This is a genomic window from Methylibium rhizosphaerae, from assembly GCF_006386545.1.
GTDB classification, from domain to species: Bacteria; Pseudomonadota; Gammaproteobacteria; order Burkholderiales; family Burkholderiaceae_C; genus Pseudorivibacter; species Pseudorivibacter rhizosphaerae.
Genome location: NZ_SWAR01000014.1, coordinates 14077 through 28070 on the forward strand (window position 1 = coordinate 14077; position 13994 = coordinate 28070).

Below are 13994 nucleotides of genomic sequence, written 5' to 3' on the forward strand. Positions count from 1 at the left end.
GTTTCAGTGGATACGAAACCTACTGCGCAGCGCGCAGGTTCTGCAGCTCTTTCAGGGCGGCTTCCTCGTGCTGCTGCTTCAGCGTGCATCGCAGATCGGTGTAGATGCCCACCGACCTGAGCAGGAGCACCTCGGTCTCCACATAGGCAGTCTCACCAGGCTGCAGATGCACGGCCAGCGGAGAAGGTCCGCAGTACATCACCCCGAAAACGTCTTTCACCACCACGCTGTGGTGACCGGGCGGCAGGACCACCCGCTGCCAGCTTCCGTTGGGCAGGCTCAGCGGCTCTTGGGCGCCGTCGATCAAGACGCGGTGCGGCGTGGCGGCACCCAGCATCCGCGCCACGCGGTAGACGTAAAGCTGTGCGCTGTCGCTAGACACTGGTTCGGGCTTCTGGAACACCGGCCCGGTGGCGCAGCCCGTCACTGTCAGCAGCGTTGCAACCAATGCGGACAAACGAATCATGGGGCGTTGGGACTTCATGGTCACGTAGCTGCAATCATGGGTGTGTAGGCACGTTCGTGGCCCGCTGCCCGCCCTCGGCCGGCACCACCTTCAACCGCTGCCCCCCCTCCCTGGTGAGGTGGATCACGTCGTCGATCTTCAGCGCCTTGGGCATCGCATGGGTGATGAACAGCATCGTCACCCTGCCCTTCAGCCCGTTGATGGTCTTGGCGAAGGCTTCTGCCGTTTCGCCGTCCAGCGCCGAGGTGGCCTCGTCGAAGATCAGCACCTTCGGTCCCTTGAGCAGCGCCCGTGCGATGGCCAGGCGCTGCTTCTGCCCGCCCGACAGCCCCGCGCCGCGTTCGCCAATCTCGGTCTGGTAGCCCTTGGGCAATGCCTCGATGACTTGGTGGATGCCGGCCATCTTGCAAGCCTGCACCACCTGCTCGAAGCTGGCCGCCGGGTTGCCGGCGCGCAGGTTGGCGAAGACGCTGCCGGAGAACAGCACCGTCTCCTGCGGCACCACGCCGAAGTAGCTGCGCAGCTCGTTGGCCGCGAGATGCCGGATGTCGACGCCGTCGATGCGGATCTGCCCGTCGGTGGGCGTGTAGAAGCCCATCAGCAGCTTGGCCAGCGTGCTCTTGCCGGTGCCCGAGGCACCCATCAGCGCAACTGCCTGGCCCGGCTCGATGGTGAGGCTGAGGTCCTGGTAGAGCAGCGGCAGGTCTTCGGCGTAGCGGAAACCCAGCCCTTGCACCTCGATGCGCCCGCTGCCCGCCTGGTGGCGCTGCGGTGTAAGACTGTACGGTTCGGCCGGCGCGTTCATCACATCGCCCAGGCGCTGCACGCTCAAGCTGGCCTGCTGGAACTGCGACCACAGGCCGACGATGCGCATCACCGGCTGGCTCAGCTTGCCGGCAAACATCTGGAAGGCCACCAGCATGCCGATCGTGAAGCTGGGCTCGGTCATCACCGTGTAGGCCCCCATCATCAGGATCAGCAGCGTCATGAGCTGCTCCATCGTGCTGGCGAACACGTTGTAGGTGTTGCCGATCTGCTTGGTCTTGAAGCCGGACTGCAGGTAGCTGGCCAGGTAGTCGCCATAGCGCTGGCGCAGCTGCGGCTCCATCTGCAGGCTCTTCACCGTCTCGAAGCCGCCAATGTGTTCGGTCACGAAGGCCTGGTTGCGCGCGCCGAGCAGGAACTGCTCGTTGAGTCGTGCCTGGAAGACCGGCGCCACCAGCACGCTGGCGATGCCGATGACCAGCAGGATGCCCACCGAGATGCTGGTCAGCAGCACGCTGTACCAGAGCATCACGCCCAGGCAGATGAGCAGGAACGGCAGGTCCAGCAGCAGCGTCACGGCGGCGCCTGAGACGAACTCGCGGATGGTTTCCACGCCATGCAGGCGCGCGGCCACCACGCCGGTGGGGCGGTGCTGGAAGTAACGCACCGGCAAGCGCAGCAGGTGCTCCCACACTGCGGCTCCGAGCACCGCGTCGACGCGGTTGCCGGTATGCAGCACGAGGTACTGCCGCACCCACGTGAGCAGGCTGGAGAACACGGTGAAGATGACCATGGCCACGCCGATGGCGATCAGCGTGCTCTGCGTGCGGTGAACGACCACCTTGTCGATGATGGCCTGCGTGAACAGCGGCGTGGCCAGCGCGATGAGCTGCAGCGCCAGCGAAGCGAGCAGGACGTCGCGCCAGACATGGCGGTGCTTGAGCAGCTCGGGCACGAACCAGCGGAAGCCGAACCGGCGCGTGGTGCCCGCGGCGTCCGGATCCTGCACGGCTTCACCTTGCGGGGCGGCGAGCCACGCGTCGCCGCTACAGGTGGCGAAGAAGTCGTCGTTGGAGAGCGTCTCGGGCTGGTTGCGACCCGCGCGAAATAGCACGACCTTGCCGTCGGCCGCTGCAGTGACGATGCCCAGAGCAGGTGTGGGTGCGTCGGGTTCTGCCGGGTCTTGCGTCAGCCCGACCAGCAGAGGAAAGACCAGCCGCTCAAGGTTGGAGCGCTTGAGCTTGACATGCTTGATGCGCAGGCCGAGCGCGATGCCGGCACGCATCAGCGTGGCATGGCTGCACGGTGGCGGGAAGTCGCGCTCGACCAGCTCGGCCGAGAACGGCTGCCGGTGCAAGGCGCAGATCGAACCAAGAGCCCAGAGGAGCTCTGCTTGGGGAACAGCTTGTGCAGCCCCCCTCCCTGTTGTTGTCACGATCTTGTGAAGGCAGAAAACTAACTGCGGCGCAGTCTATAGAAACGTTTGTTTACCTCCAGCTGTATCGCACCCCCAGAAGGTGGAGCGGCGCATCGAACTCGGCAGCGACGTGGAATTTTCCCGGGCGCGGTCGGAGTTCCGTCATGGCATCGACAGACGTTGGATGACACCCGGCATTGACGGCCGTGCCGCCCGACGCCGCGGCACGCTCAGGCTCTTTGACAGGTATGTCGTGCTGCGGTCCGCAACAGCGAGCAGCGCGCACGAGTATTGCCTCGGCAGCGCCTTCATCGCCTCAATGACCTGGGTGCCACCGCGACTCCCTAATGAGAGGGATACGCCAAACGCTCATCGACGCCCTCGCCTGCCTATCATGGCCAGCACCCATCAGTTTCGGAGTTGCGATGACCTACACCGAGACCCGTCACCACGAGCTGCGCAGGACGCGGCTTCAGATGGTGGATGGCAACCTGGTCCTGAACCAGCGGCAGAGCGAGGGCGGCTTGAGCTGCCGCGTCTACCACAACGGCTACTGGGGCTTCGCATCGGCTCCCCGGGGTGACGCCGCGGCGCTGCAACAGCAGGCGCACCTCAACGCCCAGGCGATGGCGCGCTTCGGCACCCGTGGCGCCCATGCGCTGCCCGGTGGCGGCTACCGTGGCGAGCATCGCTTCCAGGGCAAGCCGCCGATCAGCACCGGCCAGGCCGCCGAACAGCTCGCCGCGCTGCATGCCTACTGCAAGCGCCGTTACCCGACCCTGAAGTCCACCCGCTTCCTGCTCCGCGAGGAGGAGCATGCAAAGCAGCTGGCAACCAGCGAGGGCGGCGAGTCCCTGTCCGCCATCCGGCGTGCCACCTGCCACCTGTTCATGGTGGGCGAGGATGCGCAGGGCGCGCCGGTGGAGATCGACGAGCCGCTGTCCGTCAAGGGCGGCCTGGGCGACTTGGACTTGAGCGTGGAAGCGCTGGCGCCGGTACTGGAGCAACTGCACGAGCACGTCCAGGCCAAGCGCCATGCGGTGCCGGCCGAGGGCGGCCTGCACACCGTAGTGATGGCGCCGGCGCTGGCCGGCATCCTGGCGCACGAGGCCATGGGTCACCCTTGCGAGGCGGACATCGTGCTGGGCGGTGCAATGACGGCCGATCTGCTCGGCCAGCGCGTCGGCAGCGAGCTGGTCACGATGATCGACTACGCGCACAGCGTGGACGGCCAGGAAGCGATGGTGCCGGTCTACGTGGACGATGAAGGCACGCCGGCGCGCGACGCGGTGCTGATAGAGCGCGGCATCCTCAAGGGCTACATGAGCAGCCGCGAGACGGCGGCCCGCCTCGGCATCGAACCCAGCGGCAACGCGCGCGCCTTCGGTCCGCATGACGAGCCGCTGGTGCGCATGCGCAACACCGCCATCCTGCCCGGTCGCGACCGCTACGAGGACATGATCGCCGGCGTCGATTCGGGCTATCTGCTGCTGAAGACCACCAACGGCCAGGCCGACTCGACGACCGAATTCATGTTCGGCATCACGCTGGCCTACGAAATCAGGAACGGCCGCGTCGGCCGCGCCATCCGCGACACGACGGTGTCGGGCTCGGCGATCAAGGTGCTGCAGAGCGTGGATGCGGTGTCCGACCAGATGCACTGGACCTGCGCCGGCTACTGCGGCAAGAAGCAGACGATGATTGTCTCGATGGGCGGGCCGGCGCTGCGCGCGCGCGCCCACCTGGGGGGGCAGTGATGACGGCGCAGGAGCTTCTACAGGACCGCGCCGAGCAGGCGCTCGAACGCATGAGGGCCGCCGGCTTCGATGCCTCGCGTGCCGAGGCCAGCGTGCAGGCCACGACCGAGTTGAACGTCGCCCACAACGAGCCCAGCCTGCTGCGCAGCACCGTGGTCGAGAAGCTGGCGCTGGCCGGCCTCGTCGACGGCCGCATGGCCACCACCGAACTGACCGACCTGGGCAACGACGCCATCGCCGCCGCCGTCAGCGCGCTGCATGTCGACGCGCTGGCCGCTCCCCAGGACGAAGCCAACACGATCTGCGCCGGACAGGTGGCCGAGATGGCGCACGGCCCGCTCGAGGCGGACCAGGCGCTGATCGCCGACAAGGTGGCGGAGCTGCTCGCCTTCCGCGCGCGCGAGGTGCCGACGGTCATGCTGGAGGAGGCGTCGATCGCCCACCAGCGGCTGGATGCGCGGCTGCTCAGCAGCAGCGGCAGCGCCATCGGCCGCCGCATCGGCTGCTACCAACTGGCGATGATGGGCACGGCGAAGGAAGGTAAGCGGACCAGCTCCTTCAACTACACCCAGGGCCGTGCGGCCGAGCTGGAATCCCAGTCCATCGAACGTCATGCCGGCATGGACCTTGTCCTGCGTGACACCGTGCGCCAGGTGCACACTCAGCCGCTGGCGGCCAGGTTCGTCGGCGACGTGGTGCTGACGCCGCTGGCCGCCGCCAGCCTCTTCAGCTGGCTGCTGAGCCAGGTGGCCGACATGCAGCTGATCGCCGGCAGCTCGCTGTACCGCGAACGCGTGGGCCACGCCATCGCGTCCCCGTTGTTGTCCTTGCGCAGCCGCTTCGACGGGCCGGGCAACAGCGCCATGTCGGCCGACGGCTGCGTGGCCGCGCCGATGGAGTTGCTGCGCGCCGGCCAGTTGACGTGCCTGACGCCCAGTCTCTACGCCAGCCGCAAGACCGGCCTGGCACACGTGCCGGTAGCCGCCGAGGGCTGGGAAGTGCCGGCCGGCCATTCAGCGCTGGCCGAGCTGGTGGGCGGCGTGCGCCAGGGCGCGCTGGTTGGCGGCCTGTCGATGGGCGACCCAGCGCCAAATGGCGACTTCTCCGGCGTCATCAAGAACAGCTTCCTGATCGAAGGCGGCAGCGTCGGGCCCGCGCTGCGCGAGACCATGATCAGCGGCAACATCGCCCGCATGCTGCAGGACGTGCAGGGCATCAGCCGGGAACGCATCGACACCGCCGCCTGGTGCCTGCCGTGGTTGCGCATCGGCGGGCTGCACTTCATCTGAACTGCCGGTGAATCGATCCGCGACACCCACGGGGTCAGTCGAGTGAGGATCTGAACGTCGGTCGCACGTGCTTCATGCGTCACTACGCGGCGGGGCGAATCGCGGGCACCTGTAAGAAACAGGGCCGGCCGAGGACTACCTGGGAAGAAGCAACCCAACAGCCGCGCCCACCATGCTTGATACCCCTTCGACTTCCGGCCTCGGCGAGCTCAGCCGACAGGACGTGCTGTACCGGGACGCCGCAGGCCAGTACGGCCTCGACATTGCCCGCTTCGTTGCCGGCTATGAACGCGACGAGGCACGGCGCCAGGAACTGCTGCAGGACGTCCATGTCGCGCTGTGGCAAAGCTTCGCGGGCTTCCGCGGCCAATGCGCACTGCGCACCTGGGTGTACCGGGTTGCCCACAACGTCGGCGCGTCCCACATCGAGCGCGACCGCAAGGTCGCCGAGCGCGGCTACCTTGGCCTCGACGATGCCGCGGCTGAAGCCGTCGTCAGCGATGACGCTGGCATCGCATCCGTGGAACGCCGTATCGACCTGCAGCGCATCTTCGCGCTGATCCACCGCCTCAAGCCGGCAGACCGGGAGGTGATGCTGCTCTACCTCGAGGATCTCGACGCCGCCGCCATCGGCGAAATCACGGGCCTGTCCGCGCGCAATGTCGCGACCAAGGTGCACCGCATCAAGGCCGTACTCACCCAGCAACTCCGCATCCGGGAGCCCCAGCGATGAACCGTCCCCATGACCCCCTCGACCCGCTCGATCCCCGCGATTCGGAGGACGACCTGAAGCGCTTGTGGCGCTCGCAGGCGGCGCCGGTGACGGAGTTCGCCGTTGACGAGTTGCGCCGCGCCGCCGTTCGTTTCCGGCGTCGCGTCGCCTGGCGCAACGGCATCGAGTACATCGCCTGTGCCGGCGTGGCGCTCGTGTTCGCGCTCCAGCTGGTCGCGTTCCCGTACCCGCTGATGCGAGCGGGCAGCGTGCTCGTCATTGCCGGTGCGCTTGTGGTCGCTTGGCAGCTGCACGCCCGGGCCTCGACCCAGCCCACGCCCGAGGATCGCGGCCAGCGCACCTGGGTCGACTACCACCGCCACCAGCTCGAGCGGCAGCGCGATGCACTTCGCTCCGTGGCCCTCTGGTACATCGGTCCTTGGGTGCCAGGCCTCGTCGTCATTCGGTGGAGCGTGGAGACCGAGCTCCGCGTGGACGCATCACTCGTTCGAGGGCTCGTGGCCAGTCTGGCCATCGCCGTCGTACTCGTGGCAGTCGTCATCGTCAACCGTATTGCCGCCCGCAAGCTACAGCAACGCATCGACCGGCTGGACGAGGAGGCCCGCTGACATGGTCGGTACCGATTTCGCGCGAGCAAGGACCGAACCGACACTAACACACGGCCTGCAATTCGTCCTCCTCACAGGCAGGCCATGCTGTCGGCACGGCGGTTCGTCACTCCTATGGTGCTCCCACGAGCCGCCCTTTCTAGAGTCGAACCTTCAACAGATGACAGGGAGAAAGTCATGGATCTCTTGATCGAGGCCCGCGGCCTGAGCGTGCGGCACGGACACAAGACGGCACTGGAGCGGATCGACCTCGCCGTCGCGCCCGGGCGCATCGTGGGGCTGGTCGGCCACAACGGTGCGGGCAAGACCTCGCTGCTCAAGGCCCTCGTGGGCCTGCTGCCGGTGGAGGGCAACTTGCAGGTGCTGGGGTTGCATCCGCACCGGCAGCGCGTGCGGCTGCTGGAATCGCTTTGCTACATCTCGGACGTGGCCATCCTGCCGCGCTGGGCACGGGTGGAGCAGCTGATTGCGCTGATGACGGGCCTGCAACCGCGTTTCTCGGCCGAGCGCGCACGAGAGCTGTTGCGCCGCACCAGCGTCGGCCTCTCGCAGCCAGTGGATCGGCTCTCGAAGGGGATGGTGGCACAGGTGCACCTCGCGCTCGTCGCTGCCGTAGATGCCAGGCTCATGCTCCTGGACGAGCCGACCCTGGGACTCGACATGCCGTCGCGCCAGGCGTTCTATGCCATGCTGGCCGGCGAGTGGTGCGACGGCCGGCGCAGTGTCGTCGTGGCGACCCACGAACTGGAGCAGATCGAGCCGGTGGCCACAGACGTGGTGATCCTCAACGAGGGCCACGTCACGCTCAGCACCCCGCTGTCTCAGGAGCCGCATGCCAGCGGCACAACACGCAAGCGCCCGACACTGGCAGAGTTGTTTGCCGCGCTCACCCGCTCACCCGAAGTTCTGCCCTTGGGAGGATGAGCCATGCACACCCGTTTCCAGGCATTGCTTCTGCGCGAGTGGATGCAGTACAGGACAGGTTGGCTGTGGTTGACCCTCAGCGGACCGGTACTGGCAGTCGTCCTCGAATTGCTACGTCCCTGGACCGTGCAGCCGGACAGCCTCGTCCTGATGGGTACGTCGGGGGCGATCACGCTGACGGCGATGATCTTCTGGCTGGCCGTGCCGGTGCAGGCGCTCGGACTGGCAAGGCGGGATGAAAACGACCGGTCGATCGAGTTCTGGATGACCTTGCCTGTGGGCCACTGGGCAAGCGTTGGCGCGACGCTGCTGATGCACCTGTTCCTGTTGCCACTGGCCGCGCTTGGCACGGCCTTCCTCTGCGGCACGGGCATCGGCCCGATCCTCGTGCTGGTCAAGCATGGTCCGCAGGCCTTGCTGGACGTCGCCTGGCTGCAGGCGAGCGCCGCCAACGCGGCGCTCTTCGCCCGCATGGCGGTGAGCCTGCTGTTGGGCATCCTGTGGCTGATGCCCGTGGTGCTGGTCGCCATGGTGGCCAGTGCGTGGCTCAAGCGCTGGGGGCTGCCCCTTCTTGCCGCGGGCTTGGCCGTCGCTCACGTGCTCGGTGGCGGGCTCAGGGAGCAGACCAGCCCTGTGACGAAGTTTCTTGGCCGGTTGCTCATGCAGGCGCAGTCGCGCATCACCGACGCAGGTTTGATCGAGGCGGGAAGCGGCGACCTGGCCACGTGGTGGATCACGCCGCAGCAGGTAGCCGGGGAGACATGGCTCGGCCTCGAAAGGCAGCCTTGGAGCATGCTGGGGCTGGGCCTTCTGGTGAGCGCCGCCTGCTATGCGTTGCTCGTCGCACATCGGGGGCGCAGGCATGGAGGGCCCCGGTCGATCCCAGGCTTCAATGCCTCAGCGTTTGGAAGACGTGGTAGCCCAGTTACGGGTGTTGACTAGCTTCTTGCCAAGCATGGCGTGGGCGTCGTCGTAACCAAGCCGGAACGGTGTATCGGCCGTCGCCCGTTCAGTGCAGTCCCAGGTCGATACAGGCACTGGCCGACTCGGTTGCCAATACACGCGGTGGCGTCGCCCCTGCTTTTCCGTACTTTTTCCGTACCACCAAGAAAAAAGCACCTAGCGTCGCCGCCAAGTGCTTGATCCTTCTACCGAATTTGGTAGGCGCGATTGGACTCGAACCAACGACCCCCACCATGTCAAGGTGGTGCTCTAACCAGCTGAGCTACGCGCCTGGAAAACCGCGACTGTAGCACAGGTTTTTGGCGCTGCTCTTTCGGCTACTTGCGACGTGCGCTGCGCACGCCGCTCACCTGCCTTGCCACCCCCAGCACCGAGGCCAGGCGGGCCGAGTCGGTCACCTCGACCGTGAAGGTCATCCACGCCGTGCCCTTGAGTGTCTGCGTATTGACGCCGATCACGTTCATCTTTTCCTTCGCGAACACTTCGGAGATGTCGCGCAGCAGGCCTTGCCGGTCGGCCGCCTCCACCGCCACGTCCACCGGGTAGACCGCCGGCTTGTCGCGGGTGCCGGCAGCGGCGCCCCACTCCACCGCGATCACCCGCTCGGGCTGGCGGCCGGCCATCTGCCGGAAGTTGGAGCAGTCGGCGCGGTGAATCGCCACGCCCTTGCCTCGGGTCACGTAGCCGCCGATGGCATCGGGCGGCGCCGGTTTGCAGCAGCGCGCCAGCGTGGTCAGCAGCGACTCGACGCCCACCACCAGCACGCCGCCCTTGGGCGTGCTGCTGCTGGACTCGCCGCGCGAGAGCTTCTGGGCCAGCGCCTCGTCGGGGTCGGGCGCCGGTTCCGCGGGCTTCAGCAGGTGCTCGATGTTCTTGAGCGAATACTCATCCTTGCCCACCACCTCGAACAAGGCGTCGGCATTGCGAAAGCCGAGCTGGTTCGCCAGGTCTTCCAGCTTGATGGCCGTCCGCCCCTCGCGCTGCAGCAGCTTTTCGACCGCCTCGCGGCCGCGCGCGATGGTCTGCTGCTGCGCCAGCGCGTTGAACCAGGCACGCACCTTGGCCTTCGACCGGGTGCTCTGCAGGTAGCCGAGCTCCGGGTTCAGCCAGTCGAGCGAAGGACCGCCCTCCTTCAGCGCGGTCACCTCGACCGTCTGCCCGCTTTGCAGCGGGGTGTTGAGCGGCACCATGGCCCCGTCGACCTTGGCGCCGCGGCAGCGATGGCCCAGGTCGGTGTGCAGGGTGTAGGCAAAGTCCACCGGCGTGGCACCGGCCGGCAGGTCGATGATGGCGCCCTGGGGCGTGAAGACGTAGATGCGGTCGTCGAACAGCCCTTCGCCCGCCGCGCGGCCCTGATGCTTGCCGTCGTCGGCGGTGGCGAGGTCGCGCTCCCAGGCGAGCAGCTGGCGCAGCACGGCCTTGCGGGCCTGCGCCACCTGCTCCTCGAAGTCGCCGGCGGCGACCACGCCGCTGTAGCCGCGCGCGCCGGCCTCCTTGTAGGCCCAGTGCGCCGCGACACCGCTCTCGGCGTGTTCGTGCATCTCGCGCGTGCGGATCTGGATCTCCACCGGCCGGCCGGAAGAACCCAGCACGACGGTGTGCAGCGACTGGTAGCCGTTCGCCTTGGGTCGCGCGATGTAGTCGTCGAACTCGTCGGGCAGCGAACGCCACAGCTCGTGCACCCGGCCGAGGGCGGCATAGCAGTCGGCCACGCTGTTCACGATGACCCGCAGTGCACGCACGTCGAACACGCGCTCGATCGACAGGCTCTTGCCCTGCATCTTTTTCCAGATGCTGTACAGGTGCTTCGGTCGCCCCTGCACCTCGGCCTGGATGCCCACGCGCCGGAGCTCGGCCTCGAGCTTCGCCCGCGCCTGCTCGATGTTTTTCTCGCGCTCCACGCGGGTTTCGTCGAGCAGCCTGGCGATGGCCTTGTAGTCGTCCGGCTGCAGGAATCGGAAGGCGAGGTCCTCGATCTCCCACTTGATCTGCCAGATGCCCAGGCGGTTGGCCAGCGGCGCAAAGACCTGCAGCGACTCGCGCGCCAGCACGCCCGGGCAAGGATGCTTCGACACCGCGTAGTAGCGCAGCGTCTGCAGCCGCGAGGCCAGGCGCATGAGCACCACGCGCAGGTCGCGCGAAAAGGCCAGCAGCATCTTGCGCACGCGCTCGAGCTGCTCGGCGCTCATCTGCGTGTCGCGTTCGGCGGCTTCATCGGCCAGCGCGTCGCGCGCGCTGCGCTGGATCTGCACCAGCTTGCGGGTGTGAGCCACCAGGCTCGCATAGCTCTCGCCGTAGGCCTTGGCCACCACCTCCTCGGGCTTGTTGAGGTACTCGGCCGCGTACACGAGGTAGGCCGCAGCCCGCATGGAAGGCGCCGCGCCGATGTTCTTCAGGATGGCTGCCACGCCATCGGCGTGATGCAGGGCATCCTCCCCGGTGCCGAAACGCTGGCCGGTGAGCAGCGGCTCCGCGAAGGCCCGCGCCTTTGCCAGCATGGCTTCCTCGGTGGCCAGGGCCTGGCCGGGCGATGCATCGCCCGCCAGTTGAACGATGGGCGCCGCCTGCGCGGCGACGTCCGCCAGACTCGTCTTCATGCCAGCAGAAAGTCCTTCACGATCGCCACCTGGTCGTCGGCGACCAGGGTCGGCGCATGACCCACGCCGTCAAGCTCGACCAGCCTCGCCCGTGGCCCGCGTTGCGTCATGGCCACCGCCGTCTCGTGCGACAGCAGGTCGGACTGCCCTCCGCGGATCAGCAGGGTCTCGCAGCGCACCGCGTCATAGCGCTGCCACAGCAGGGCCTCGCCCGCCGCGGCCAGCTGAGGCGTCACTGCCTTGAACGGCAGCGCGATGCGCGGGTCGTAGTGGCCGACGAAGCCGTCGCCGTCCGGCTTGAGCTGCGGCCGGGTCAGCGCGAGCCACTGCTCGCGCGTGTGCGGGCCGAAGCCCTGCGAGATGCTCCAGAGGTAGTCGGCCGCCTCTTCCAGGCTCGCATATCGCCTGGGCATGCCCAGGTAGCCGCCGATGCGCAGCAGCGAGTCGTACTGGATCGCCGGTCCCACGTCGTTGAGCACCAGCCGGCGCACCGGCGTGTCGGGCAGCGAGGCGAGCCCCAGGCCGATGAGCCCGCCCATCGAGGTGCCCACCCAGTCGAGCTGCTGCGCGTTCAGCCGTGCCAGCAGCGTCACCATGTCGGCCACGTAGGTGGGGATCTGGTAGCCGCTCGGGTCGGCCAGCCAGCCGGACTGGCCGCGGCCCACGACGTCGGGGCACACCACCCGGTAGTGCTGGCACAGCGCCTGCGCCAGCGTGTCGAAGTCGCGCCCCTGTCGCGACAGGCCATGCACGCACACCAGCACGCGCGGGTTGGCCGGGTCGCCCCATTCCCAGTAGGCCATGCGATGCAGCCCCTGCGGGTCCAGGCATTGCACGTGCTGCAGTCGCGGTTCAGTCATTTTTCAAGGTCCCGGGTCAAAATGGTTCGATCGTAACCAAGCCCCTGCACCCCTTCGGAGGATATCGACATGCTGAAAGCAAAGACCGCGCTCGTCACCGGCTCCACGAGCGGCATTGGCCTGGGCATCGCGCTCGCGCTGGCGCGCCAGGGCGCCAACATCGTGCTCAACGGATTCGGCGACGTCGAAGCGCCGAAGGCGCAGGTGGCCGCGCTGGGCGTGAAGGTGGGCTACCACGGCGCCGACATGAGCAAGCCTGCCGACATCGCGGCGATGATGGACTACGCAGCCAGGGAGTTCGGCGGGGTGGACGTCCTCGTCAACAACGCCGGCATCCAGCACGTGGCGCCGGTGGAGGAGTTTCCTGCCGAGAAGTGGGACGCCATCATCGCCATCAACCTGAGCTCGGCCTTCCACACGACGCGGCTCGCGATCCCCGGCATGAAGGCGAAGAACTGGGGCCGCGTGATCAACGTCGCCTCCACCCACGGCCTGGTCGCTTCGGCGCAGAAGTCGGCCTACGTGGCTTCGAAGCACGGCATCGTCGGCTTCACCAAGGCGGTGGCCCTGGAAACCGCGACCACCGGCGTCACCGTGAATGCCATCTGCCCCGGCTGGGTGCTCACGCCGCTGGTGCAGAAGCAGATCGACGACCGCGCCGGGCGCGAAGGCATCTCGGTCGACAAGGCCAAGAACGACCTGCTCGGCGAGAAGCAGCCGTCGCTGCAGTTCACCACCCCCGAGCAGCTGGGCGAGCTGGCGGTGTTCCTGTGCTCGGCCGCTGCCGACAACGTGCGGGGGGTCGCCTGGAACATGGACGGCGGCTGGGCCGCCCAGTGATGCAGGTCCCTCGGCCGGCGAGTACGCCGGCCGGCCTGCTCGCCCGATTCGGGTGCTCTACCGCAACGCTACGGTGCCGTTGACGTTCACCGTGATGGTGCCCTTGCCGGGCTCCACCGGCAGCGCCGCGTCGGCCGCCTCGGCCGCACCCTTGGCCATGCTCATCATCCGCGGCATCGGGGTGAAGCCGGGTTCGCTCGCCTGCACCGCCACCTCGCGCAGCGTGTAGCCGCTGAAGCCGAACTGCCGGGCGACGTCGGCTGCCTTGGCCTGGTACTTCTTGATCGCCTCGGCGGTGACCGCGGCCTCATGCTTCTCGCGCAGCTCGCGCGACAGGCTGTAGCCCACGTTGGTGATGTTCATGCCTTGCAGCTTGCCGGCGGTCTGGGCCACGCGCTGCGTGTCCTTGCCCTCGAGCACCAGCTCGGCATTGCCCTGCCAGCCCGAGATGCGGCCGTCGCGTGAATAACGCGGATACAGCGAGAAGTTGCCGGTGCGCACCTCCATCGCGCCGGGCAGCGCGGACTTCTTCGCTTCGTTCAGTGCGGCATCGAGCACCTGCTTCAAGGCAGCCTGCACGCCGGCTGCTTCGGCCCCGTCGCGGGTGGCGTTGAGCGTCACCGTCAGCAGGTCCTTGGTGACCTCGAGCTCGGCGCTCGAGCTGAGTGCCACCACGTTCTGCGGCGGCGGGTAGCTTTGGGCCGCGGCCAGGCCGCAGGCCAGGAACATCACGCTTGCGAGAGCGGTATGTCGTAGCAGATGCATCAGCGTCTCT

Annotated in this window: 12 protein-coding genes and 1 tRNA gene; 7 read left to right on the plus strand and 6 right to left on the minus strand. The window is 67.6% G+C overall.

The features are described from left to right. Window positions 1-19: 19 nt before the first annotated feature. The gene (locus tag E8D38_RS12115) at window positions 20-484 is read right to left on the minus strand and encodes a DUF2846 domain-containing protein (protein ID WP_140630197.1); all 465 of its coding nucleotides are present in this window, start codon (window positions 482-484) and stop codon (window positions 20-22) included. A 16-nt stretch (window positions 485-500) separates the two neighbouring features. Continuing rightward, entirely contained in the window at window positions 501-2588 is a 2088-nt protein-coding gene (locus E8D38_RS12120; protein ID WP_342779537.1) for a peptidase domain-containing ABC transporter, read from the minus strand. A gap of 485 nt (window positions 2589-3073) precedes the next feature. On the opposite strand from E8D38_RS12120, the gene E8D38_RS12125 reads away from it, so the two are divergent. The 6 genes from E8D38_RS12125 to E8D38_RS12150 all read left to right on the plus strand — a co-directional run bounded on the left by E8D38_RS12125 (window position 3074) and on the right by E8D38_RS12150 (window position 8901). After that, window positions 3074-4405 (plus strand): TldD/PmbA family protein, encoded by a 1332-nt coding sequence (locus E8D38_RS12125; RefSeq protein WP_181179090.1) that lies wholly within the window; start codon window positions 3074-3076, stop codon window positions 4403-4405. Continuing rightward, window positions 4405-5694 carry a metallopeptidase TldD-related protein gene (locus E8D38_RS12130; RefSeq protein WP_140630210.1) on the plus strand — a complete coding sequence of 430 codons (1290 nt, stop codon included), beginning with the start codon at window positions 4405-4407 and terminating at the stop codon, window positions 5692-5694. Before E8D38_RS12125 ends, E8D38_RS12130 begins: the two co-directional genes overlap by 1 nt. A 172-nt stretch (window positions 5695-5866) precedes the next feature. Then, window positions 5867-6427: an RNA polymerase sigma factor gene (locus E8D38_RS12135; RefSeq protein ID WP_140630213.1), complete on the plus strand. Its 561-nt coding sequence runs from the start codon at window positions 5867-5869 to the stop codon at window positions 6425-6427. Beyond that, window positions 6424-7035: a hypothetical protein gene (locus E8D38_RS12140; protein ID WP_140630216.1), complete on the plus strand. Its 612-nt coding sequence runs from the start codon at window positions 6424-6426 to the stop codon at window positions 7033-7035. Before E8D38_RS12135 ends, E8D38_RS12140 begins: the two co-directional genes overlap by 4 nt. 186 nt (window positions 7036-7221) lie before the next feature. Beyond that, window positions 7222-7959, plus strand: coding sequence for an ATP-binding cassette domain-containing protein (locus E8D38_RS12145; RefSeq protein ID WP_181179092.1), 738 nt, complete (start codon window positions 7222-7224; stop codon window positions 7957-7959). Between the two features lie 3 nt (window positions 7960-7962). Beyond that, window positions 7963-8901, plus strand: coding sequence for a hypothetical protein (locus tag E8D38_RS12150; RefSeq protein WP_140630224.1), 939 nt, complete (start codon window positions 7963-7965; stop codon window positions 8899-8901). Between the two features lie 216 nt (window positions 8902-9117). Here E8D38_RS12150 and E8D38_RS12155 read toward each other — a convergent pair. The 3 genes from E8D38_RS12155 to E8D38_RS12165 all read right to left on the minus strand — a co-directional run bounded on the left by E8D38_RS12155 (window position 9118) and on the right by E8D38_RS12165 (window position 12379). Beyond that, window positions 9118-9194 (minus strand) — tRNA-Val (locus E8D38_RS12155). 45 nt (window positions 9195-9239) lie between these two features. Next, window positions 9240-11519, minus strand: a complete 2280-nt coding sequence (locus E8D38_RS12160) for a RelA/SpoT family protein (protein ID WP_140630229.1) — start codon at window positions 11517-11519, stop codon at window positions 9240-9242. Beyond that, window positions 11516-12379, minus strand: a complete 864-nt coding sequence (locus E8D38_RS12165; protein WP_140630233.1) for an alpha/beta fold hydrolase — start codon at window positions 12377-12379, stop codon at window positions 11516-11518. Before E8D38_RS12165 ends, E8D38_RS12160 begins: the two co-directional genes overlap by 4 nt. 69 nt (window positions 12380-12448) lie before the next feature. On the opposite strand from E8D38_RS12165, the gene E8D38_RS12170 reads away from it, so the two are divergent. Next, on the plus strand, window positions 12449-13219 hold the full coding sequence (locus E8D38_RS12170) for a 3-hydroxybutyrate dehydrogenase (RefSeq protein ID WP_140630240.1): 771 nt from the start codon (window positions 12449-12451) through the stop codon (window positions 13217-13219). A gap of 57 nt (window positions 13220-13276) precedes the next feature. Here the strand turns inward: E8D38_RS12170 and E8D38_RS12175 are convergent, their stop codons facing one another. After that, window positions 13277-13984 (minus strand): SIMPL domain-containing protein, encoded by a 708-nt coding sequence (locus tag E8D38_RS12175; RefSeq protein WP_140630243.1) that lies wholly within the window; start codon window positions 13982-13984, stop codon window positions 13277-13279. Window positions 13985-13994 lie beyond the last annotated feature (10 nt).